Origin of the sequence: Myroides sp. C1519 (assembly GCF_038039755.1) — a bacterium.
GTDB lineage: Bacteria > Bacteroidota > Bacteroidia > Flavobacteriales > Flavobacteriaceae > Flavobacterium > Flavobacterium phaeum_A.
Genome location: NZ_JBBPHM010000001.1, coordinates 37,647 through 60,351 on the forward strand (window position 1 = coordinate 37,647; position 22,705 = coordinate 60,351).

Annotated in this window: 17 protein-coding genes and 1 pseudogene; 4 read left to right on the plus strand and 14 right to left on the minus strand. The window is 32.5% G+C overall.

Features of this window, described 5'->3' with window-relative positions; all coding sequences use genetic code 11:
• Nucleotides 1–5: 5 nt before the first annotated feature.
• From AABL81_RS00195 to AABL81_RS00205, 3 genes are all read right to left on the minus strand, one after another.
• The gene (locus tag AABL81_RS00195; protein WP_341340035.1) at nt 6–2,444 is read right to left on the minus strand and encodes a YfhO family protein; all 2,439 of its coding nucleotides are present in this window, start codon (nt 2,442–2,444) and stop codon (nt 6–8) included.
• A 121-nt stretch (nt 2,445–2,565) separates the two neighbouring features.
• A complete protein-coding gene (locus tag AABL81_RS00200; protein ID WP_158210798.1) occupies nt 2,566–2,850 on the minus strand; it encodes a DUF4834 family protein in 285 nt (94 codons plus the stop codon).
• A gap of 122 nt (nt 2,851–2,972) precedes the next feature.
• Complete coding sequence (locus AABL81_RS00205) at nt 2,973–3,362, minus strand: rhodanese-like domain-containing protein (protein ID WP_158210797.1); 390 nt, start codon at nt 3,360–3,362, stop codon at nt 2,973–2,975.
• A gap of 89 nt (nt 3,363–3,451) precedes the next feature.
• On the opposite strand from AABL81_RS00205, the gene hemN reads away from it, so the two are divergent.
• On the plus strand, nt 3,452–4,813 hold the full coding sequence (gene hemN / locus AABL81_RS00210) for an oxygen-independent coproporphyrinogen III oxidase (RefSeq protein WP_341340036.1): 1,362 nt from the start codon (nt 3,452–3,454) through the stop codon (nt 4,811–4,813).
• 10 nt (nt 4,814–4,823) lie between these two features.
• On the plus strand, nt 4,824–5,024 hold the full coding sequence (locus AABL81_RS00215) for a hypothetical protein (RefSeq protein ID WP_158210795.1): 201 nt from the start codon (nt 4,824–4,826) through the stop codon (nt 5,022–5,024).
• Nucleotides 5,025–5,242: 218 nt separating this feature from the next.
• On the opposite strand, the gene AABL81_RS00220 is transcribed toward AABL81_RS00215, so the two are convergent.
• From AABL81_RS00220 to aroB, 9 genes and pseudogenes are all read right to left on the minus strand, one after another.
• Nucleotides 5,243–6,160, minus strand: coding sequence for a phospholipase A (locus AABL81_RS00220; protein WP_158210794.1), 918 nt, complete (start codon nt 6,158–6,160; stop codon nt 5,243–5,245).
• A 1-nt stretch (nt 6,161) separates the two neighbouring features.
• Nucleotides 6,162–8,816 (minus strand): DNA gyrase/topoisomerase IV subunit A, encoded by a 2,655-nt coding sequence (locus AABL81_RS00225; RefSeq protein ID WP_158210793.1) that lies wholly within the window; start codon nt 8,814–8,816, stop codon nt 6,162–6,164.
• 8 nt (nt 8,817–8,824) lie between these two features.
• Complete coding sequence (locus tag AABL81_RS00230) at nt 8,825–10,675, minus strand: DNA topoisomerase IV subunit B (protein WP_158210792.1); 1,851 nt, start codon at nt 10,673–10,675, stop codon at nt 8,825–8,827.
• A gap of 77 nt (nt 10,676–10,752) precedes the next feature.
• Entirely contained in the window at nt 10,753–11,682 is a 930-nt protein-coding gene (locus AABL81_RS00235; protein WP_341340037.1) for a YihY/virulence factor BrkB family protein, read from the minus strand.
• A gap of 275 nt (nt 11,683–11,957) precedes the next feature.
• Nucleotides 11,958–13,052, minus strand: coding sequence for a redox-regulated ATPase YchF (gene ychF, locus AABL81_RS00240; protein ID WP_341340038.1), 1,095 nt, complete (start codon nt 13,050–13,052; stop codon nt 11,958–11,960).
• A 130-nt stretch (nt 13,053–13,182) separates the two neighbouring features.
• Nucleotides 13,183–13,476 (minus strand): annotated as a pseudogene (locus tag AABL81_RS00245) (hypothetical protein); the annotation flags it as partial.
• Nucleotides 13,477–13,568: 92 nt separating this feature from the next.
• Nucleotides 13,569–14,543, minus strand: a complete 975-nt coding sequence (locus AABL81_RS00250; protein WP_158210788.1) for a deoxyhypusine synthase family protein — start codon at nt 14,541–14,543, stop codon at nt 13,569–13,571.
• A gap of 27 nt (nt 14,544–14,570) precedes the next feature.
• Nucleotides 14,571–15,968 carry an arginine decarboxylase gene (locus AABL81_RS00255; RefSeq protein ID WP_158210787.1) on the minus strand — a complete coding sequence of 466 codons (1,398 nt, stop codon included), beginning with the start codon at nt 15,966–15,968 and terminating at the stop codon, nt 14,571–14,573.
• Nucleotides 15,969–16,267: 299 nt separating this feature from the next.
• Nucleotides 16,268–17,335 (minus strand): 3-dehydroquinate synthase, encoded by a 1,068-nt coding sequence (gene aroB / locus AABL81_RS00260; RefSeq protein WP_341340039.1) that lies wholly within the window; start codon nt 17,333–17,335, stop codon nt 16,268–16,270.
• A gap of 218 nt (nt 17,336–17,553) precedes the next feature.
• Here aroB and AABL81_RS00265 point away from each other — a divergent pair, with 218 nt between their 5' ends.
• Nucleotides 17,554–18,729, plus strand: coding sequence for a proline dehydrogenase family protein (locus tag AABL81_RS00265; RefSeq protein WP_341340040.1), 1,176 nt, complete (start codon nt 17,554–17,556; stop codon nt 18,727–18,729).
• A gap of 146 nt (nt 18,730–18,875) precedes the next feature.
• Here the strand turns inward: AABL81_RS00265 and ung are convergent, their stop codons facing one another.
• Both ung and AABL81_RS00275 read right to left on the minus strand, forming a co-directional pair.
• Nucleotides 18,876–19,541 carry a uracil-DNA glycosylase gene (gene ung / locus AABL81_RS00270; protein ID WP_158210784.1) on the minus strand — a complete coding sequence of 222 codons (666 nt, stop codon included), beginning with the start codon at nt 19,539–19,541 and terminating at the stop codon, nt 18,876–18,878.
• Between the two features lie 91 nt (nt 19,542–19,632).
• Nucleotides 19,633–20,271 carry a LexA family transcriptional regulator gene (locus tag AABL81_RS00275; RefSeq protein WP_158210783.1) on the minus strand — a complete coding sequence of 213 codons (639 nt, stop codon included), beginning with the start codon at nt 20,269–20,271 and terminating at the stop codon, nt 19,633–19,635.
• Between the two features lie 1,153 nt (nt 20,272–21,424).
• Here AABL81_RS00275 and AABL81_RS00280 point away from each other — a divergent pair.
• Nucleotides 21,425–22,705, plus strand: a complete 1,281-nt coding sequence (locus AABL81_RS00280; protein WP_158210782.1) for a TolC family protein — start codon at nt 21,425–21,427, stop codon at nt 22,703–22,705.

Here is a 22,705-nt window from a genome sequence, read left to right on the forward strand (position 1 = left end):
CAGTTTTACACTCTTTTTTCTTTTTCCATTCTTACTACATAAAGAACTCCCCCAACAATAACTAACAGGATTAAGAATGATGAAATTAATGAAATCATTCCTCCTTTTTTAATTACTTCTGGTTCAAATGTAAACTCTACAGTGTGTTTCCCTTTTGGCAACACTACTGCTCTTAATACATAATCAGCCGCAAAAATTGGCGTTTCTGTTACCCCATCAATCTTTGCAACCCATCCTTTAGGATAGTATATTTCTGAGAATACAGCTACAGCGTCTTCCTCATTTACATAGTCATAGACAACTTTATTTGGTGCATAACTACGCAATGAAATAGTAGCCGAATCAACTGTATAATTGTCTTTTAAATTGATATTTGAAAACTGTGCAGTATTTACTACAGCTTCTGTTTTTGTTTTTAATTGATCAAATGCCTTCATTTCATCATCAGCAGTACTTACTTTTTTGATTGTTGAAACAAACCAAGCATTACCATTTGCATTTTCGTTTAACATTGGAACATCTTGCCCTTGCTCATCTTTTTGAATCACATAGCGAACATTCATCATATTCAGAACTTCCATATTGTTCTTACCGCTCAATTGGTACTCTGCTAATTCTTGCATTCTACGTGGCTTAGCTGCGTGGTATCCTCCTAAAGAATTATGGAAGAATGAAGAACGCGCACTATTAAATCCACCTGCTACTTCATAAACTCTGAAATGGCTCGGGTCATTTAAAATAACTTTATCTGCTTGTGTTGCTTGGAACGGATTAGTCATTTGTGTAGCTAACACGAAATTAGAATCATTTACATATCTTCTGTCAACCAATACCAAATCTCCTACCATCAAAACACCAATAATAATCACTGATATTTTCGCTGATATTTTTTCTTTTGTAGTAAAGAATAAGGTAACGGCCGTAAATAATACTAAGATAAATGCTCTAATTAGATCTGCCGTATAAAGAGATTTTCTATCGTCTATTAATGCTTTGATATAACCAGGTCCTATCTCTCCGTAAGCATTTCTATAATAATCATCGTTTAATCCAATAAAACTTAATGTTCCTTTGATGACAAATAAGAAAGCGAAAAGTAAAACTGTAATGATAGCTGATTTCTTAAGTACAGCCATCTGCTCTTCTTTCTCAATTTTATTATAAGCATACAATCCCATTATTGCTAAAGCAGGAATACATAATTCTAAGATTACTTGTATTGACGATACTGCTCTAAACTTGTTGTATAAAGGCACAAAGTCTATGAAGAAGTCTGTTAATAATGGGAAGTTTTTACCCCAAGAAAGCAATAATGATAGAACTGCTCCGATAACAAAAACATACTTAACGTTTCGCTTTTCAGCAAACATTCCAACCACAAATAAGAAGAAAACAACGATTCCTATATACGCTGGTGCAGCTACAATTGGTTGATCTCCCCAATACGTTGGCGAGTGTTCAGCCATTTCTGCTGCTTGTTGATGTGATGCTCCTAATGAACCGAAATAAGAGTAAACATTTGATTTACTATCTAACTTCTCGTTATTTGCTCCTCCTGTTAAACGAGGAACAAGTAAGTTAAAGCTTTCAAATAAGCCATAACTATATTCAGTGATATACTCATAACTCATTGCATTTGAAGAAGTCTTTGGCGAGCCATCTGCTTGAAAAGACAACTCACTATTACTACGAGTACTAAACTTTGTGTATTCAGATGTTGCCATTAAGTTAGTTGCATTAGCTCCTATACTTAAAATACCTGCAACAATGAAGATACCTATAGCAATTCCTAATTCTTTAAACTCTTTATTTTTAATGTAAACAACTGTGTAATAAACGCCTATCACTACTAATAGTAATAATAAATAATAGGTCATTTGGAAGTGGTTAGCACTAATTTCTAATGCTGCGGCAACTAAGGTAAGTATACCTCCCTTGATATAATGCTTTCTAAAGACTAACAACACTCCAGCTACAACCATTGGCATATAAGCAATAGCGTGCGCTTTCGCATTGTGTCCAACGCCTAATATAATAATCAAATAGGTTGAAAAACCAAAGGCTAAGGCTCCGATAAAAGACCTTAATGGCTTCATTCCCAATGAAATTAACAAGATATAGAATCCAATGAAGTAAACGAATAAATAATCCGCTGGTCGTGGTAAAAAACGAATAGCACTATCCAATGCTTTCACGTAGTTATGCGGATACTTTGCTCCCAATTGATAGGTTGGCATTCCTCCAAAAGCACTATTGGTCCAATAAGGTTCATCTCCTGATTGTAAACGATAGTCTATTTGCTCTTTGGCCATACCAGTGTATTGTACAATATCAGACTGATGGATAACCTTTCCTGACAAGACAGGTGAAAAATATAATAAGGCTACTATAGCAAAACCTATAACAACTAAAAAATGGGGTAAAAATTTCTTTAACGTATTCATCCTTTGCGTGGCATTTACTTTTTTATTGAATACGCTAAAGTAAGTAAATTTAATCACGCACTAAAGAGAACATTACAGAAATATAAGGGTATAAAAAAAGACCCACATTGGGGTCTTCTTACTATTTTGTATCTATTTCTTCAAACTCGATATATTCTCCAACAACCTTTGTTGATCGAGGAACCTGATTGTCTGACGAAGTGTCTGGTTTCGCTTGTTGACTTTGATTCTCTCTATACTGGTTATATTGTTGTTGTTGTCTTTCTTGAAAGTTTTGCCCTGCCTTTTTTGCTACCTTCATTAATAGCAAAGGAAATAAATAACGCATAGCAAACTTGAACGCATAATAGACTAATACTATAATCAGTAAAGTCTTTATAAATCCTCCAAATGATGCTGTATCCATAATCTCACTGTTTTTTTCAAAAATAACAAAACTTCGTTCTCATAAAGAATAATAAATCTTAAATAATTGATAAAATCAATTTCATTACAAGAGTCATATTCTCAATTCCGCAATGTATCTTACTAATTCTCAACAGAAGTAGTATTCCATTTAGAATATCCTTCTTTTAACTCATATACTTGTTCAAAGCCTTGTTCTAATAACATATTTCTTGCTTTAGCACTTCTCTTACCTGATTTACAGAAAATATATAATGGTTGCGACTTATCTAATTTATTAGCTTCCTCTAAAAAGTTATCTTGTAATACATCTATATTTTGAGCGTATTCGATTGTTCCTTCATTAAATTCTTTCTCAGTTCTCACATCTAATAATTGAACCTTATTTGTCTCAATTACTTCTTTAAACGTTTCATTTGACATCAAATGATCTTTTTTCTCCTGTGCGCAAGCTACAGTTGAAATCCCCATACAAAGTACTAAAAAGAATTTCATTACATTTTTTGTTCTCATAATTTGCTTGATTTGATAGGCTAAAATGACAATTATCATAGTATGCACTATTTTTAAACTCTACTTTTGTTTTCAAATATATAATAAATATGTCACTTTCTCTTATTCAAAAATACAATGTACCTGGTCCAAGATATACCAGTTATCCTACTGTGCCTTATTGGGAACAAGAAACATTTACAAGAGAGAGTTGGCTTGAATCGTGTAAAAGATCTTTTATAGAGTCTAATGATACTGAGGGTATCAGTATATATATTCACTTACCTTTTTGCGAAAGTCTTTGTACTTTCTGTGGTTGCCATAAACGAATCACAAAAAGACACGAAGTAGAGAACCCATATATACAAGCTGTACTAAAAGAATGGCAATTGTATTGTAATCTTTTTGGTGCTAAACCAAAGATTAAGGAGATTCACTTAGGCGGTGGTACTCCTACTTTCTTCTCTCCAGAGAACCTAACAATGTTGATAGAAGGAATAACAAATAATGCTATCATTGCTGATAACCACGAATTTAGTTTTGAGGGACATCCTAATAACACAACGAAAGAACACTTAGCTACGTTATACAACTTAGGTTTTAGACGTGTTAGTTTTGGTGTACAAGATTATAATCCAGAAGTTCAAAAAGCTATACACAGAGAACAGAGTTTTCACAATGTCGCTAAAGTTACTCTTTGGGCTAAAGAATTAGGTTATACTTCTATATCGCACGATATTATTTATGGTTTGCCTTTTCAGAATTTAGCACACGTAATAGATACTATTGAGAAAACTAAATCACTATCTCCTGATAGGCTTGCTTTTTATAGTTATGCACACGTGCCGTGGATTAAAGGTAATGGTCAAAGAGGATTCAATGATGAAGATGTACCAAAAGACAATGAAAAGCGTGAACTTTATGAAAAAGGGAAAGAACTTTTATTAAAGAATGACTATGTTGAAATTGGAATGGATCACTTTGCTTTGAAATCAGATTCATTGTACAAAGCGCTAAACTCTCAAAACATTCATAGAAACTTTATGGGCTACACATCTTCTAAAACACAAGTAATGATTGGCTTAGGAGTTTCTTCTATAAGTGATAGTTGGTATTCTTTTGCACAGAATGAAAAAGATATTGATGCTTATTATAGCTTATTAGACGAAAATATAATACCTGTTACCAAAGGTCATATTTTGACGGAAGAAGATTTGATAATCCGAAAACATATCTTAAATTTAATGTGTTCTTTATCTACTGACTTAGATGAGGATATTGATAAAATTAACTTCACTCCTATCTTACAAGAATTAAAGGAATTTGAAGAAGATCAACTTATCAATATTACAGGAAATAAAATTAAGATATCTAAAAAAGGAAGAGCTTTTGTAAGAAATATCTGTATGGCTTTCGACTTACGCCTTCAGAGAAATAAACCACAAAGACAGCTTTTCTCTATGACTATTTAAACTTCATAAAATGAATAAAAAAAATCTTGAAAAGGGAGCAACTTTTATAGTACTACTATGGTTAGTTTACGGAATTTTCAATTTAAATAGCGAGAACTTATGGTCTATAAAAGACAACTGGTTCTCTTTCCTTGGGTTCATAGCATTCATTGCTTACTTAGCTTATTCGCTTAAAAAGGCGGCTAAACAACAAGATATAAAAAACTCTTAGGACAAATATTTACAAACTGAATTGTCATTTGTTTTTATTGCTATACAGCAGCAATACTAATAAGGAAAGGGGCTATCTATAATTAGATAGCCCCTTTCCTTTTATATATTTAACTCAGTATAATAAATAGTCTTATTTCTACCTACTTGATTATCAATCTTAGCTGATTCAAAAGCAAGAAGATACTAAGCCGTTTACTCACCAAATCTAATAGTCTGCTATAACCATTCCATTAACGTAATCCCAACCCCTACAGTCGTTTGATTCCAGTTATAGTCAATCATAGAATCACCATAACCATTATTTACAACCACAAATGCTTTTAAATTATGTTTGATTGGATAAGCCCACGTTAATTCAGTAAAACCTTTATATCTACTATTCAAACGCATATTACTACGCATTAAGAAGGTAAACATCTGACCATTATCTCTACTGTAAATAACATTTAGTTCTCCTTTCCCAATATACTCCTCAATTCTTGGATTATCTTCCTTCTCGAATGTTTCGTGAAATTTAACCCAAGGACGCAACATAAATGTCCATTTGTTATACTCCATTCCTAAGTGCATTGTAAACCTATTCCAACTTCTTGAAGTAGGTAAGCTCTTTCCATTTGACTGGTGATTAAACCCAAAACCAACCATTTTAAACTTAAAATCGTTAATTGCAAAATCTAACGGATAATTAAAGATTATTTCCGGTTCGTAATTTAACTCACGAAAAGGTCTTGATTCTTTACCATTGTACGCTTGCCAATTAGCTGTTTGTGTAAAAGCTAACCAAATATCACCTTTACCATCAAAAAGTCCTTGTGCAACTTTAGTTTTAAAACTCAACTGAAACTTAATCTCCCAGTTGTCATAATCAATCGGTTCCGTAGAACTATTGTTAGGATTTAAACTTGTTGGCTGCTCATTTGGCCTACTATACCATTTAGCCGGCAACAAATAAATAGGTTTATAAGGCGTAATAGTAAAGGTTTTCTTTCTCGTTTCTGGAGTTAAATCCCAACGTTCATTTAATCCTTGTGCTTTTCTATTTTCGTCAAAAAGCGTATCATCTTGAACCTGACCAAATACAGAAGTCATTGAGCACAAAAAAAGTGCTGCTACTGTAAGATATACCTTTTTCATATTAAAATAAAAGTGTTGATTGTCCATCGTCATCTATTCCTATATTAGGCATATCCCCATTTAATTCAGGCATTATTTCTTCTTCCTCTTCCTCCTCTTCTTCTACTTCAACATAAGGTAATGACTCTAAAGCACTTATTTGTCTTACTTTATCAGTTGTAACTTGATTTCCTAAAGCTTTAATTCCCTTTACAACAATAAATTGCTCTAAATCAAGAACTAAATTCTCTTTTTGAACTCCTTTTACTTTGCTAAATACCACTTCAAATACTGGACGATAATCTGTTGAAACTATCTCTAATTTTGATCCTTCGTGTTCTGATATAAAAAACTCTTCTTTATTCTCATTCTCTACTAAGAAACGCTTAGCAAAATATCTCGCTTTTTCTCCATCAAAGTATATTGCTGAAATAGGCTTGCTTGGTTTCCATTTTTCAAGAACAATCATATCTTCATCAAAATGCGTAGTCAATTCAGGTACTATCGTTTTAACCTTACCAGATTGGCTAACAATCAACAATCTATCGTCTGCTTTAAACTCACCTAATAAATCTCCTCTACCATCAACATTTAAACGATTAACTGTATTGTCAAACCATATCTTACGTGGTCTTAGCGTAGAAATACCTTTCTCTTTTAATTCTATTTTCTTAATTGCGTATTTAGTAACTACATTTCCTTTTGCAGCTCTACCCTTAATTAGCAATTCAGCAAAGTCTAAATCAAATTTTAATTTCTTAACATTCGCTAATTGACGCAACAAGATATTAACTACCTCTGCTTCTCCATTCGGATTAGCTGAGAAATACAATACTTGAGAACCTGCTTTACCTTGTGTCAATTGATACATCTTATCACGAGTAACCCCCGTAATATTGAATCGTTTTACAAAAGAAGATCCCGACTTACCATCGCGGTAAATCATATTGTAAATTGTTCGTTTATCATTCTTATCCCATACAGCGATGTGAATAATATCTTTTCCAACAAATTTCTTTTCATCAACTCTTGAAACCATAACAGAACCATCTCTCAGGAACACAATCACATCATCAATATCTGAACAGTCGCATACATACTCATCTTTTTTAAGACTCGTACCAAAGAAACCTTCACTTCTATTAACGTATAATTTAGTATTTCTCAAGACAACTTTTGTTGCTTCAATCGTATCAAAACTTTTCAGTTCTGTTTTACGTTCTTTTCCTTTGCCATACTTCTCTTTTAACGTTGTAAAATAGTTAATAGCAAAGTCAATTAGATTAGCTAAATTGAATTTAACTTTCTCTATATCTCCTTCTAAAGCCTCAATATTTTGATTTGCTTTATCAATATCAAAACGAGAAATACGCTTAATCTTAATCTCCGTTAAGCGTGCTAAATCTTCTTGTGTTATAGCACGTTTTAAATTAGTAATAAATGGTTTTAACCCTTCATCAATCGCATTTAAAACACCTTCCCACGTTTCTTCTTCCTCAATATGACGATATATTCTATTTTCTATAAATATACGCTCAAGTGATAAGAAGTGCCATTTTTCTTCTAATTCGTGAAGTTCAATCTCTAACTCTCTACGCAACAAATCAACTGTTTGATGTGTTGAAATCTTCAACATTTCTGAAACTCCAATGAATAAAGGGCGATTATTTTCAATAACACACCCTAATGGTGCAATCGATGTTTCACAAGCTGTAAACGCATATAAAGCATCAATTGTTTTATCTGGTGAAGTACCTGCAGGCAAGTGAACTAAAATCTCAACTTCAGCTGCAGTATTATCTTCAATTTTCTTAATCTTAATCTTTCCTTTCTCATTTGCCTTCAACACACTTTCAATTAAAGAAGTCGTTGTTGTTGAAAAAGGTATTTGTGTAATAACTAATGTATTCTTGTCTAATTGAGAAATACGAGCACGCACACGCACACGTCCCCCTCTTAAACCGTCGTTGTAATTTGATACATCTGCAATTCCTTGTGTTGGAAAATCCGGATACAAGGTAAATGGTTTTCCTTTTAAGATCTTGATTGACGAATCAATTAACTCAATAAAGTTATGTGGTAATACTTTTGTAGATAATCCTACTGCAATTCCCTCTGCTCCTTGTGCTAATAACAATGGAAATTTCACTGGTAAATTAACCGGTTCATTTCTTCTTCCATCATAAGATGATTGCCAAGTAGTAATCTTAGGCGAATATAATACGTCTAATGCAAACTTACTTAAACGTGCTTCAATATACCTTGAAGCCGCTGCACTATCCCCTGTTAGGATATTACCCCAGTTCCCCTGCATATCAATCAGTAACTCCTTCTGTCCAAGCTGCACCATAGCATCAGCAATACTCGCATCACCGTGTGGGTGATACTGCATTGTATGTCCTACGATATTTGCTACCTTGTTGTAACGACCATCATCCAACTCTTTAATAGAGTGCATAATACGACGTTGTACTGGCTTAAAACCATCTTCTATAGCAGGAACAGCTCTTTCCAAAATAACATAAGAAGCGTAATCAAGGAACCAATCCTTGTACATTCCCGTTACTTTGGTAATCGTTTCTTTTTCTTCTTCTACAAGAGACTCGATATGTTCTTCAATGGGTAAGTCGTTATTATTCTTATCTAATTCTGCATCAAAATTATCTTCGTGTATCATATCCTCTATTATTCTACAACATCAAGTTCTACTTTCAAATTATCTATAATAAACTCTTGTCTATCAGGTGTGTTTTTCCCCATATAGAACTCAAGCATTTTTTCAATTGATATTGTTTTATCCAACATCACTGGATCAAGACGTATATCCTCTCCAATAAAATACTTAAACTCATCTGGCGAAATCTCTCCAAGACCTTTAAATCGAGTAATCTCTGGTTTTGGTTTTAATTTCTCTATTGCTGCCACACGTTCTTCATCGCTATAGCAATAAATCGTCTCCTTCTTATTTCTAACACGGAATAATGGTGTTTGCAGAATATACAAATGTCCTTCTTTAATTAATTCAGGGAAAAACTGTAAGAAGAAAGTAATCAATAACAATCTAATGTGCATACCATCTACATCGGCATCGGTAGCAATTACAATGTTATTATATCTTAAACTTTCAAAATCTTCTTCAATATTTAAAGCCGCTTGTAATAAGTTAAACTCCTCATTCTCATAAACGATCTTCTTCGTCATTCCATAAGAATTCAAAGGCTTACCACGCAAACTAAATACTGCTTGTGTATTCACATCTCTCGATTTTGTAATCGAACCAGACGCCGAATCACCCTCTGTAATAAACAGTGTACTATCTAAATACCTTGGATTTTTTATATCTGTAAAGTGAACTCTACAATCTCTTAATTTCTTGTTGTGTAAACTTGCTTTCTTAGCTCGCTCTTTTGCAATCTTACGAATACCTGATAGTTCTTTACGCTCTCTCTCTGCTTGCAATATCTTTCTTAATAAAGCATCTGCAATCTCTGGATTCTTATGTAAAAAGTTATCTAATTGATTCTTAACAAAGTCGTTTACAAATGTTCTAACGGTCGGAAGATTAGGTCCCATATCTGTAGATCCTAATTTTGTTTTTGTTTGAGACTCAAAAACTGGTTCTTCTACTTTTACCGAAATACTTGCTACGATAGACTTACGAATATCAGATGCTTCAAAGTTTTTGTTGTAAAACTCTTTCAATGTACGCACAATCGCCTCTCTAAAAGCACCTAAGTGTGTTCCTCCTTGCGTTGTATTTTGTCCGTTCACAAATGAGTAATACTCTTCTGAATACTGAGTTCTACTATGTGTCATAGCAATCTCAATATCATCACCACTCAAATGAATGATTGGATATACTTGATCTTCTACATCTATGTTCTCTTCTAATAAATCTTTTAATCCATTTTCTGAGTAAAACTTCTCTCCGTTAAAAATAATTGTCAATCCTCTATTCAGGTAACAATAATTTTTAAGCATACGCTCTACGTACTCTTTACGGTATTTATAGTTCTTGAAAATAGATTCATCTGCAATAAATGAAACTTTAGTTCCTTTGCGTCTTGAAGTTTCTTGTAAATCTTCTTCTTCTACAAGATCCCCGCCAGAGAACTCAGCACCTTTTAATTGTCCATCTCTAACTGATTCTACACGGAAATAGTTTGACAATGCATTAACTGCCTTTGTACCTACTCCGTTAAGTCCAACGGATTTCTTAAATGCTCTTGAATCATATTTACCTCCCGTATTCATTTTCGAAACTACATCGACTACTTTTCCTAAAGGAATACCACGACCGTAATCGCGCACTGTTACCAGTTTATCCTTTAACGTTACTTCAATAGTCTTTCCAGTTCCCATCACGAACTCATCGATACTATTATCGATTACCTCTTTGATTAAGATATAGATACCATCATCAGGCGATGAACCATCACCTAATTTACCGATATACATACCCGGTCTCATACGGATATGTTCCTTCCAATCTAAAGAACGAATATTATCTTCAGTATATTGATTTTGATCTTGCATAAAAAACATAGGAATTTGCGCTAAAATACTACTATTTAGCTTAAAATAAAAATTGTCTATCTACAGTTTTTGAGGAATTACTCACTACCTAAGGCATCTGAAGAATCTTTTACAACATTTTTACGAATTTCTACAGAATATTCACCAGGAATAATCTTTCTTCCAAATAATTCTGTATAATTTTTAGTGAATTCTGCCCCGAAATATAGTATCATCGCTGAGTAATATACCCAAACTAACATAACGATTATTGATCCTGCTGCTCCATATAACGACATAGATGCTGTATTACCTAAATACAACCCTATTCCAAATTTACCAATCATAAATAAGATTGCTGTAAACCCTGCCCCGACAAAAGCATCTTTCCACCTAATCTGACCGTTAGGCAATGTCTTAAAAATCAACATAAACAATACTGTAATTACTAAAAACACAACGATGTTGTTTAATACGTAAACTAAGTAAATCGTCTCTTCAGCAAAAAATTCACCCAAAAATCCATATAATAAACTTACCATTGAATTGACGAATAAACTCACCAGTAAAACAAATCCAACAGATGCTATCATAGCAAATGACAAAAGCCTGTTTTTAACCAATCTAACAATACTTTTATCTGGTTTGGCTGCTATACCCCAAATATAATTTATCGAGCTCTGAATCTCCGCAAATACCCCTGAAGCACTAAATAGCAACATCGCTACCCCAATAATAGTAGCAATATTACCTTTCTTACTCAATTGTACATTGGCCATTGCCCCTTTTACTTCTTCTGTAGCATTAGGACCTACTAAATCAGTCAACTGATCATAGAAAAAATTAGCTACATCGTTCTGCTCTACAAAAAAACTACTGGCAGAAATAATTAAGATCATTAACGGAGGTAAGGCAAAAATGGTATAATAAGACAAAGCTGCACTAAACTTCATTGCATTATCGTCTAAAAAATCAAATACCGATTTCTTTAAAAGTTCAAATACCTTTTTCAAAAGATTCAAATTCAAAGCCCCCATAAATTTTATAAATTATTATTTGTCAGTTAAGTAAAGTATAACCGCTTACCTCTTCAAAAATAGAAGTAAAACGTCATTCAATTAAATAATGTAAAATGACACTATTTTCTGAAATCTCCTTCAAAATTACACAAAAGAACTTAACAGAATTACATAGAAAATAAATTATTCTTTATAAAAATCCAATTAAGTATTTTGCCTAACTCTAAAGAAAAAAAAAGAGAAGCGCTATGCTTCTCTCTTTTAAAAATATCTCGTAGTAAGAATTATACGTTGAAACGGAAATGCATTACATCACCATCTTTAACGATATATTCTTTACCTTCTACTCTTAATTTACCAGCTTCTTTAACTTTAGCTTCAGAACCAAAAGCAACATAGTCTTCATAAGCAATAACTTCTGCTCTAATGAATCCTTTCTCAAAGTCAGAGTGAATTACCCCAGCTGCTTGTGGCGCTGTATCTCCTACTTTAATAGTCCAAGCTCTTACTTCTTTAACACCTGCAGTGAAATAAGTCTGTAAGTTTAATAATTTATAAGCAGAGCGAATTAATTTAGAAACACCTGGCTCAGTTAATCCTAAGTCTTCTAAGAACATTTGACGCTCTTCATAGCTTTCTAACTCTGTAATATCAGCTTCAGTTCCAACTGCTAAAACAATAACTTCAGCATTTTCATCTTTCACTAATTCTTTTACTTGGTCAACATAAGCATTACCATTAACTGCAGCATCTTCATCTACGTTACAAACATATAATACAGGTTTAGCAGTAATTAATTGGAAAGCTTCCATTAATTCTTCCTCATCCTGATTTTTTGGTTCGATTACACGTGCAGATTTACCTGTCAATAATACTTCTCTGATACGCTCTAATAAGTCTGCTTCAGCTAAAGCTTCTTTATTTCCTGTTTTACCAGCTTTTTTAGCTTTCTCTAAACGCTTTTCAACTGTATCTAAATCTTTTAATTGTAATTCAATATCAATCGTTTCTTTATCGCGAATTGGATTTACATTCCCATCAACGTGAACGATATTATCATTGTCAAAACAACGTAAAACGTGAATAATAGCATTACACTCGCGAATGTTTCCTAAAAACTGGTTTCCTAATCCTTCTCCTTTACTTGCTCCTTTAACAAGACCAGCGATATCTACAATATCAACAGTTGCAGGTAATACACGTTCTGGATTAACCAATTCCTCTAACTTCAATAATCTTGGATCTGGTACATTTACCACTCCAATATTTGGTTCTATCGTACAGAAAGGAAAGTTTGCACTTTGAGCCTTTGCATTAGATAAACAATTAAATAGCGTTGATTTCCCCACATTTGGCAATCCTACAATACCTGCTTTCATATTTTTGATTCTATTGTCATTTTTAAACGTCTGCAAATATATTCAAAATAATAGAAGTTTAATATCTATTTGTTAATACAAATAAAAAAACCACTCTCGCGAGTGGTTTTTTTATATCGATTTCTTGTTAATCTTCTTCGTCAGCAATTTCTAAGTCTTTCAATGCGTCTAACGAGTCATCTGCAGTGTCTACAAAATCATCTTCCTCGTCATCGAAGTTTTCGATTCTGTCAGCTAACTTAGTACTAACTTTTACCAAATATATAGTATCTTCAGTTCTAACTTCAACTGCTTCTACTGTTTCGTTTTTAACGTTTTTAAAACGAACTATATCTGCGTCATCATATCCATCAGGAAATTTCTCCACTAATAGTGTCAAGATTTCGTTCGTCAATTTTGCGTAATCAACAATTACTCTTTTCATTCTTTGTTATTGCTTTATTTCTGTTTCAAATGTAATAGCAAAATCGAAATTAACAAATAAAAAATTAATTTAATTTACTATCAGTTATTTGTTTAGTTTCCAAGGATATATGCAAAAATCAATGGTGCAACGATAGTAGCATCAGACTCAACAATAAACTTAGGAGTATCAACATCTAATTTACCCCATGTAATCTTCTCGTTTGGAACAGCTCCTGAGTAAGATCCATAAGATGTAGTTGAATCAGAAATTTGACAGAAATATGACCAGAATGGAACATCTTCCCACTCTAAATCTTGGTACATCATTGGAACAACACAGATAGGGAAATCTCCAGAAATACCTCCTCCAATTTGGAAGAAACCTACTCCATGTCCACCTGAATTTGCACGGTACCATTCAGTCAAATAAATCATATACTCAATTCCAGATTTAACTGTATGTACATTTAAGTTTCCTTTAATTACGTTTGAAGTAAAGATATTTCCACAAGTAGAATCTTCCCATCCTGGACAAACGATTGGAATGTTTCTCTCAGCAGCTGCTACAATCCACGAATCTTTTGGATCAATTTCATAGTATTGCTCTAATACACCTGAATTTACAACTTGGTATAAGAATTCGTGTGGGAAATAACGCTCACCTTTTGCTTCTGCAGCGTGCCAAACGTCTTCTAAGTGTTTTTGTAATCTACGGAATGCTTCCTCTTCTGGAATACAAGTATCTGTAACTCTATTATAGTGATTATCTAATAACTCTCTCTCTTGTTCTGGAGTTAAATCTCTATAGTTAGGTACTCTTTTATAGTGTGAATGAGCTACTAAGTTCATTACGTCTTCTTCCAAGTTTGCACCTGTACAAGAAATAAATTGAACTTTATCTTGACGGATCATTTCCGCTAAAGAAATTCCTAATTCTGCAGTACTCATTGCACCACCCATAGAAATTAACATTTTCCCTCCAGCATCAAGATGCGCTTCGTATCCTTTTGCAGCATCAACTAAAGCAGCAGCATTAAAGTGTCTGTAATTATGCTCAATAAACTGACTAATCGGTCCTTTACTCATTTTATTTATATTTTTTATTTATAATTCTTATTTGTTATATCCTAAAATATTTAATACATCCTCAGCTGTTTGTTGTTCTGAGAATAATTCTGTTCCAATGATACCATTTTCATCTTTGTCGATCAAAATGTGTCTTGGTTGTGGAATCAAACAGTGGTGTAATCCTCCAAAACCTCCAATTGTATCTTGGTAAGCTCCTGTATTAAAGAATCCGATATACAACGGTTTTTCTTTATTGTACTTTGGTAAATAGATAGCATTTAAGTTTTGCTCTGAGTTGTAGTAGTCATCACTATCACAAGTCATTCCTCCTAACAAAATGCGCTCATAAGAGTCGTTCCATCTATTTACAGGCAACATAATAAATTTTTTATTAATAGCCCAAGAATCTGGTAAAGTAGTAATGAAAGATGAATCAATCATATTCCATTTCTCTCTGTCATTTTGTTGTTTTTGATACAAAATTTCATAAATAGCTCCTCCACTCTCTCCTACTGTGTAAGATCCAAATTCAGTAAAGATGTTTGGAACATCTACTTCTGCTTCTTCACAAGAAATTTTAATTTGATTAATGATCTCATCAACCATATATTGATAATCAAATTCAAATGCTAATGAATTTTTAATTGGGAATCCTCCACCAATATTCAAGCTGTCTAATGTAGGACATTCTTTTTTCAAAGAAATGTAAACTTTTAAACATTTCAACAACTCATTCCAGTAATACGAAGTATCTCTAATTCCTGTATTAATGAAGAAGTGTAACATCTTCAATTCTACATTAGGATTTTCTGCAATCTGTTTTCTGTAGAAAGGTAAAATACTTTTATATCCAATTCCTAAACGAGATGTATAAAACTCAAACTTAGGCTCTTCTTCTGATGCAATACGAATACCAATCTTAAATTTCTTTTCAATCTGTTCTTGAAGTAAATCAAGCTCTTCGTAGTTATCAATAATAGGCACCGTATTTTCGTGTCTTGTATTGATTAAACGAGCAATATTGTCAATGTATTGATCACGTTTAAAACCGTTACAAATTACAAATGTATCTTTTGTAATCTTACCTGCATCGATTAATCTCTCAACGATATTAACGTCAAAAGCAGATGAAGTTTCTACGTGAATGTCATTTTTAAAAGCCTCGTCTAATACATATGAAAAGTGAGAACTCTTAGTACAATAACAATAGTAGTAATTTGCTTTATACTTATTTTTCTCCATTGCTTTTCTGAACATCCCTTTTGCTTTATTGATGTTTTCAGAAATCTTTGGTAAATAAGTAAACTTTAATGGGGTACCGTATTTTTCAACTAATCCCATTAAATCTATATTGTGAAACTGTAAATTGTCTTTATTTAATTTGAATTCCTCTTGTGGGAAGTAAAAAGTTTGATTGATTAAATCAGCGTATTTTGTATTCATGGTAAAATAACTTTAATAATATAGGTTAACAAATTTGATTATACGAAATTTAATCCGCTTTTCAAACTCTTATATTAGCAAATACTATTGGCAACTTGTAGCTATGAATAAAAAACTTACAAGTTTCCTTTAAATATTTAATAATGCTATATACGAAATTCGTTCTTTGCCTTCGAACGAAACGTCTTACTTTGTGCTTCGATTGCACACAAAATCTAATATATAAAACATCTATTTTCACGAGCGCAAATGTAACAAAATATTGCAATGAAATAAGAAAAACTAAATGAATTTAGAACTTATTTAGAATATTCATTCAACGCCTTATCTACCAACGTCTTATCAATCTCCAAATTGTACTCTGCTTGCCCTATTTCAGTTAATAAAACACAGCGAATACTTCCTCCTGAATTCTTTTTATCAAACTTCAACCATTCTAATATCCCTGCATAATCTTCTTTTGCAATATTTTCAATTCCATAAATGCTGTGAATACAATTTTTGATGTCTTCATATTCTTCTATGGACAATCCATTCAATTGCGTCGATAAATACGCTTCAACAACCATACCGATTGCTATTGCTTCTCCGTGTAATAATGTCTTCTTATCTTTTTGTGTTAAATAATAACTCTCAATTGCGTGTCCTACGGTATGTCCGAAATTTAATATTTTACGTAAACCTGCTTCTTTAGGATCTTGCTGAACAACTGAATTCTTGATAATAACAGAATGATGGATTAGAATCTCAATGTCGTTAAAGTCGATATTCGCTATATCTTTAAGATAATCATAATACTTTGCATCATATATAAGACCGTGTTTCAACATTTCTGCGTAACCAGCTTTAATCTGACGCGCTTCTAAAGTTTCTAAATACTTCACATCAACAATAACCATCTTTGGCATTACAAAACTACCAATGCAGTTTTTTATCCCTTCTAAATCCACTCCTGTTTTCCCCCCTACTGAAGCATCAACCATAGATAACAGCGTAGTTGGAATATTTACGAAATCAACACCTCTCATATATATAGAAGCGATAAATCCGCCCATATCAGTGATAACGCCACCTCCTAAAGTAATTACAATACTTTTTCGATCTCCCCCAAGCTCAAGCATTGTTTGAATAACACCCGAACAAGTTTCTAAAGTCTTATACTCTTCTCCTGCCTCAACTTCAATGATTTCAAAAGGAATCTCTGTAGGTAAGTTGCCTAAAAAATAGGGCAAACAATGATCATAACAATTCGTATCTGTTAAGATAAATATCTTAGAATACTGTTCTTTATTTAAAAAGTCTCCTAATTCTTGGTATGCTTCCACACCAAATAAAATATCATAGTTCTCTGCTTCTATTCTTTTCATTTCTGTCCTTTTATCTTACACAAACTAAAGAATAAAAAATTAAAAAGACGACAAAACACTGTACAAATATCCCCTCCCAAGAGTAGATTTCTTTAAATTAAAATCATTTCAAATACCTCCTACTCTTTCTTTTTTAAAAATTCATAACATAAAATAAAAATATCCTAAATAATTACTAAAAGAGTATTTATATTTGCGAAACGATTTTAGTTTTTATAATGGAAAATTTATTTAACAATACAGAAGTTGCTTTCGCACTAAAAAGCAATAATGAATTAAAAAGAGCACACTTTCTTTTTAATATGATCAGCAAACCTACACTTGTAAAAATGGGTTCTGCACTTGCAAATTTTGCAATTAAAACACACCTTCCTGTTACAGGTTTAATTCGTTCTACTGTGTTTGACCATTTTTGTGGTGGAATCAGTGAAGATGACTGTTTAACGGTTGTTGATAATATGTACGGTAAAGGAAGAGTTGCTTCTGTCTTAGACTATTCTGTTGAAGGAAAAGAAACAGAGGAGCAATTTGATGCGGCATTGAATATGACAATTAAGACGATTGAATTTGGAAAACAACGTCCTGATGCAATTCCTTTCGCAGTTTTCAAACCTACAGGTTTTGGTAGATTTGATATGTTCGTTAAAAAAGGTGAAAATGTAAAGTTTACAGCTGAAGAAGAAAAAGAATGGGAACGTATCGTTTACCGTTTCAATATGGCTTGTAAATATGCTTATGATAATGATGTATTACTTTTAATCGATGCTGAACATAGTTGGATGCAAGATGCTGCTGACGAGATTTGCTTAGATATGATGCGTAAATACAACAAAGAAAAAGCACTTATTTACAATACAGCACAATTATACCGTTGGGATCGTTTACAATACCTTAAAGATTTACACCAAATAGCTAAAGCTGAAGGTTTCCACGTAGGTATGAAAGTAGTTCGTGGTGCATATATGGAAGTTGAAAGAGAACGCGCTGCTCAAAAAGGATATAAATCTCCTATTTGTGTTGATAAAGCGGCTACTGATGTTAACTATGATGCTGCAGTTACGTTTATGATTGAAAATGCTGATGTTATGGCATTATTTGCGGGAACTCACAACGAAAAGAGTTCTTACTTAATCATGGACTTAATGAAGAAACACAATATCGCTCACAATGACAAGAAATTGTTCTTCGGACAATTATACGGAATGAGTGATAATATCAGTTTCAACTTAGCTAAAGAAAACTACAACGTAGCGAAATACTTACCTTTCGGACCAGTTCGTGACGTTATTCCTTACTTAATTCGTAGAGCAGAAGAAAACACTTCTGTTGCAGGACAAACGAATAGAGAGTTAGGTTTAATTACAACAGAATTAAAACGTAGAAAGCTTAAATAGAGCTTGATATATTTCATAAAAAAAGCACTACTAAAAGTTTAGTAGTGCTTTTTTTATATTAAATCCTTAATACATCGTACCTCTAATATATTTAATCCTTGTTCTACAGTATTGAAATTGTCTTTAGCAACACGAAACAACTATTCTTATTTAACCTCCCAGTTAATTGCTTGTAAACCTCTTGATACTAAGTAATCGTTCGTTTTCGAAAACGGCTTACTTCCATAAAATCCACGATAAACCGACAAAGGTGATGGATGTGCAGTTTCTATAACCAAATGTTTATTCCTATCGATATTCTTTCCCTTTTTCTGAGCGTAACTACCCCATAAAATAAAAACAATACCTTCTCTTTTTTCTGATAAACATTCTATAACCTTATCTGTAAATGTTTCCCAACCCATTTTTTGATGCGAACCTGCCCTCTTTTGCTCTACTGTCAATGTTGCATTTAATAATAGAACTCCTTGTTGTGCCCAAGTTGTCAAATCTCCACAGCGATTTTTAATACCTAAATCAGTCTCTAATTCTTTGTAAATATTAACCAAACTCGGAGGTAATTTCACCCCTCTATTTACAGAGAAAGACAACCCATTAGCCTGAAACATACCGTGGTAAGGATCTTGTCCTAATATCACAACACGTACATCGTTAAAATTAATAATCTCAAGAGCATTAAACACCTCTTCTTTTGGAGGAAAAACTACCGTAGTTTCATACGCTAAGTTTACTGCTTCTGCTAAATTCTTAAAATAGTCTTTTTCGAATTCCGCTTTTAAATATTTATTCCAACTTGAAGATGTAAGTTTCATTTTTCTATAATTTACTCAAAGATAATGAACTCACACAATGCTTACAATAAATAAATTTAATTGCTTTATAAATACCTCTAATTATTACAGCCTACAAATCACCTATACCTTTAAAGTTTGGCAAAAAAGCACCTCTAATACAGAAGATCTCCATAATATCTGCCGGATCAACATCTAAGTTCTCATAACTTGAGTTATCACTAACAAACAGTAAATGATTGTTTTCTAAAATACGCTTAAATCTATACGTCATCAAACCTCTTCCCTTCAAAACGAATAAATATAAATGCCAAGGTTGCATATCTTTTATGCGTATCTTTTTGGTAATAACATAAGACGAAACTTTTAAAGTAGGATACATATTTTCAGAGGCTACTTGAAAAGCAATATCTACTTCATCTGTCGTTGGAAAAACAAACTTTGGTGCTTCTTTTAATGCTTTCTCTGCATCCAAAAAATACTCGAACTGATGATCTAATGAAATCATCTTTACTTGTTTCTTTAAAAATGAATTACTCTGTGTAATAGTAGAGTCTTTTAAAAACAATTCATTTAAATCAATACGATTCTCCTTACATATTTCAATAATTCCTTCATATTGCAAACTATTTCTCTTCTTCCAAGAGGAAATAGTATTAGGTTTTACCTTCAAAATATCAGATAATTCCAAATCCGTTTTAATCTCAAGTAATTTCTTAAGTTTCTTAATTACAGTAGTTGCGTTTTGCATAGTTCATAGTTTTACTTTGTTTAGACATATGTTTGCGTTAAGGATAAACACATCCTTACCTAATTATTTAACAAAACGAACTTTCTATACTAATAATCCTTAATAGTTATACAATTAAACACTTATTACTAATAAAAGTTCGCAATAATAAATTATATACACATAAATCAATTATCTTGCCAATACACAATCCTTTAAATGACCATACAAAATTTTAACAATTACCATATAGCTTAATTATAAAAAACTCAATAATAAATCACCCTAAAAACAACTACTAACATCTGTTTTTATAATAATAATCAAAGATATTCTCAAATGAACTCCCGTTTTTTTTAACACATATCAATACAGCAACTTCCCTAACATAAAACGACTTAATAAATTATCTCTACAATCTGCGATAGTCAAAATGTACAATAATCGAAGATTTGATATCTCCATATCATACAAGACTTATCTTTCACTATTTTTTTACTCATATTTTTTTTAATTAACAATAAAAAGAACTAAAAAACACTTATTCTGAGTTGTTTCTGTCACTCTACTTTTCGTGTATTAAACAACAAAAAAGCGTAAAGTCTATTTCTTTCCTAAAAAATGAGAGTTTAAATCCAAAAATTAGCAAGGCAAACTACTCCTTAAAAAAACAATAATTCTATCCCTAATTATAAGTTCTACCCTCCAGTATTAAACTTTCTAAAATCGGTTACTTTTTATTCTTGACTTCTATAAAGTGAAATCAAAATGAGTAATACCTATAAAATTGAAATAAATAGCTCCCCTATTTAATCATACGGAAATTATGTTAATGCTTTCGTTTATAATTTTATACAATTTTCAAACTTTCCTTTTTGTTAATAAAATATTACTTCTCAATAATTTTAAACATTATCTAAACAAATACCTCTTTTATTATCCAATTAAAATCTCATTTAATATCAAAAAATTAATCACCATTTGGCATATTTCTTGACTAACACATTTTAAAAAAAGTATTTAATCTAATTATTGTAGTAGCTTTATTTAACAATGAGCATCACTTGACAATTCTCTAACCGAATTCTAATCTTGCTCTAATCTGTATTTAATCAAACTCAAATAAACCTATAACAACCAGATAATAATTTTGTCATTCAAATTAGTCAGAACTATGTTTAAGAAGATTTTTTTTACACTAACCTGCGTTATCTCAACGATGTCTTACGGACAACAAACTGATAACACTATACTACAGCTCTCTAAAGAGCAAGCTGAAGCTTTATTCTTAGAGCAAAACTTAGATATACTTGCTAAGAGAATGGAGATCTCTCAAGCTGAAGCACAACTCCTACAAGCGAGATTATGGCCAAACCCTACTTTTGAAATTGCAGAGGTAAATCTTTGGAAAACAAGAAATATAGAAGAACAACCTATCTTATTTGGAAACTATGGGGAAACGCAACAGTTTGCTTTACACTTAGAACAACTGATTCAAACGGGGGGTAAACGCCGTAAGAATATTGCGCTTCAAAAATTAACTATTGAAGAAAAAACACAGGAGTTCGAAAGTGTATTAAGAGCAGCTAAGCTTGAATTGAGAAATACATTCTCACAACTTCAAGTGCTTCAACAACAGAAGTTGATCTTTGAAAAACAAATTGATAATACAAAATCACTGATCGTTGCTTATAAGAACCAATTGGACCACGGAAATATCAGTCAGGCTGAATTCATCCGTCTTAAAGCAGCTGAGCTTCAGTTCAAAAAGGAACTGATGTCTATTAATAACGACTTAGAGGAGGCATTGAAAGACCTGAAGAACTTCATCAACATCGGTCGATATACTAATATTATCATTACGGATCCTCTTTCGGTTCCGGCAAAAGAGCTTTCGGAAATCGAATTAGAGAATTGGATTATTACGGCTCAAGAGCAACATCCTGATGCGTTGTTAAGCAAAAACTTAGAACAACAATCGCTTAAAAAGCTTGAGATTGAAAAAGCAGAACGTGTACCTGATATCACATTGGGTGTTGATTATGACCGCGGTGGGGGTATTATGACTGATTTTGTTGGTTTCGGAATCTCTTTTGATTTACCAATTTTCGACAGAAATAAAGGAAATATTAAAGAGGCTAAACTGGATATTGAAATTGCCAAGTTAGAAACGCAGAATAAGATGAACGAACTGGCGAACGACATTGTTGAGGCTTTTAGAAATTACTACCACGCCAATGAGTTGTATAAAGATATTGATAGTGATTACGAATCGCAATTAGACAACCTTTTAGAGGCTTACAATAAAAACTTCCAAAAGAGAAATGTGAGCTTAATTGAATATTTAGATTTTGTGGAAGCGTATATCGACAACAAAACAATATTACTTGAAACGAAAAAAGACCTAACGGATCACTACGAAAAACTACAGTTTGCTATTGGAAAAGAATTATAA